Consider the following 3,044-nt stretch of genomic DNA (forward strand, 5'->3'; position numbering starts at 1 on the left):
TATATAGAAAGGAGTTTAAATTCAATTATTTTTTCGCATATGCTATGCGTGATAATTTCCTCATAATCCGCATATTCATAACAAATTAAATATAGAAAAAGAAAATGTATATTAAAGATGAATATCATTAGTATGAGTGAAACATATCCCAAAGTAATTTAATCATGTAAAGGGGATTGCTAATGAATAAGCAACGACTACAAAAGTTTAGTATTCGGAAGTATACAGTAGGTACCTGTTCGATATTAATTGCAACACTTATATTTTTAAGCGGACCAAATAATGATGTATTTGCATCAGAAAACAGTGTAGAGAATGCTAAACAAGACCAAGAAAAATTAAAAAAACAAATAGATAATGATGAAAATAATGTATTAGATGATGAATCTAATACGACTCGAGAAATGACCTTAGATAACGACTTTCTTGAAAACGCACCTGCTGAATCAATTCAAGAACCAGTTAGTAGAAATCAAACAGATTCAATAAGTACGGATGTAGTAAAACAACAAGCAAACACTACACAATCTGCTGATAGTAATTCACCGAAAGAGCAGTTAGCTGATTCAAGTAAAGAAGAAAGTATTAAAGTAGAAGAATCAAACAATTCAACTATAAAACAACCTAATCTTGAGAGTGATCAAGTAAACCCTAAAGTAGATGATAAAACTTACGCACAACATAATTTAAGAACGAGATCTACTCAAGAAGCAAATGTTCGCGATTCTAATAAAGAAGGACCTTATCAACCACCTGTTCAATTAACACGTATTTCAAATGTTAATCAATTAACAGAAAGTGAAAAAGAACGTGTTAAAAATTCTATTTTACAGACAAACAGAAAATTATCACCTGACATGTTGCATGTCTCAGATAAAGGAGAAGTAACCATTACAACAGCTGATGGTATAACTAAAATACCATCAGCCCTTTTAATTGAACCAAATAGAATACCAGCTGTACGTTCTGGTTTTAGACGGTCGGTAAGAAGTGCAAGCGAAAGAGCTGCATCTGGCATGGGAAGTTTTAATAAATCATTCGGAAAGTGGAGTGATGATAACCAAGTCCCAGGTTTCGTTAAAGTTACGAATATTAATAAAGTAGAAAATGAAAATTTAGCAAGAATTACTTATACAATTGTATTTAATGAATCAAGAACAAATAATGCTCATGGACGTTTTTATATTTTTGCTCCACGTGGTGTAAAACTCATTCCAGGAGAAGTTACAAAGATTGCAGGAGGCAGTGCGAAAAACCTGAAATGGGAAAGTGGTATTAGAACTACTGGTGACATATTAGATTCCACTGTATATCAAGCAATGGGTGATTCTGATAGAACAAACTATAAAAATTTGACTAGAATTACTGATCCTTATAACCATTTATATCTATTTCAAGGTGTCAACCCTGGAAGAGATTCTTATCGAGCAGTTGTAACAGCAGAAGTAGATAAAAACTGGATTAATCAAAATGGTCATGACTTCTATGTAGCTACTGGTATCTCTTCACAAAATGTTGCATGGTTCCAAAGAATGAATAATGTAAGATTCATTGAAAATACAGTGAATTTAAAACAAAGCATTCCATTTAGAGATAGATATAACATTAGCTGGACAAGTCCACATTTAGCAAATAGACCAAGTGATCCAGGATTTGAATTATCATCTGACGGGAAAACCTTAATTTATAAATATGCTATAGGACAAAATGGTAATCAAAATATTAACACTGATCAATTGTTAGAATTATTAAAAGCAACACCTAAAAATGGAAATGGTCGTATTTTATTAGGTACTGATAAGAAAAAGGCTGAACTCAATAGAGATTCATTTAAATTAGGAACTGGAAATGATGGTTATTCACATGCTCATTATTACAAACGAGAAGGTAATGCGTGGAATAATATTGATGTTTTAGATATTGTACAGCCTGTTGGAGGTCATGATGGTAAATTCTTAATTGGCGGAAGAAACATTAACATTGAAGGTTCTACACAAGGACAAGATGGTGTTTCCAATAAGAGTAAATATAATCGTGTTGTTCCTAATTTCGTAATTAGCAGTCAAGATAATAACGGGGCAGCCACAGCAACATTTAATGATTCACGCATAATAAGAGGTGCAAATGGAACGCAAGATATTGCTAAAAACAATTCAAACGGTGCCGGTGGAGATAATACGTACGAAGGGCGGAATCTCCCAATAAATAAGTTCCAAATATATGCAAGACCGAAAGCAATGAGTGAATATAAAGATTTAAATCCGAACACTGAACGTGACTTAATGAATTTCTTTGTTGTACCAGTTGATGTTACGAAACCAGTTGTTAAAGGTCCAGAGACATCAGGCGCGATTCAAGTTCCAAATAGATTTAAAAACAAAACTGAAATTCAAAACTTTATAAACAATAATAAATCGCATATAACTGGAAGAGATAATTTTTCAACTAATGACCATTTAACAAAAACAATAAAAGTTTATGATAGTCATAATAACGAAATTAATTTGGCTAATGGCAATATAGCCAACAAGAGCACAATCAAGTTTAAAGCTATTGTGACGGATGAAGCAGGAAATGTAAGTGAACCACATGAGTTAGGAACAGCAATTTACAAATTCGAACAAGACAAGCCAGTTATTGATACTGATTTAACGAGTAAAGCTGGTACTAGAGACCCAATTACAGTTAGTGCTGAACCAGGTTCTAAAGTTGAATTGTTTGATAAAGATGGTAATAAGATTGGGGAAGGTAATTCAAATACAAATGGAAAAGCCATAATTACCCCTACTAGAGCAATACCTGAGGGTAACGTAACTGCAAAATCTACAGACAATACAGACAATACAATTATATCTGCACCATCAAATCCTAAGAAAGCAACAGATACAACACCACCTTCTAAACCAATTATCAACACTGATTTAACAGGTAAAGCAGGTACACAAGAGCCTATTAATGTAACAGCTGAACCAGGTTCTAAAGTCGAACTATTTGATAAAGATGGGCATAAGATTGGCGAAGGTGAAGCTGATGATCAAGGTCAC

1 protein-coding gene is annotated in these 3,044 nt (G+C 33.1%); it reads left to right on the forward strand.

What is annotated here, in order from left to right:
* Positions 1-182: 182 nt before the first annotated feature.
* Positions 183-3,044: YSIRK-type signal peptide-containing protein (locus CD111_RS08150; protein WP_142380943.1), on the forward strand; the 2,862-nt coding region annotated here is incomplete at its 3' end.

The organism is Mammaliicoccus stepanovicii, assembly GCF_002902525.1.
GTDB lineage: Bacteria > Bacillota > Bacilli > Staphylococcales > Staphylococcaceae > Mammaliicoccus > Mammaliicoccus stepanovicii.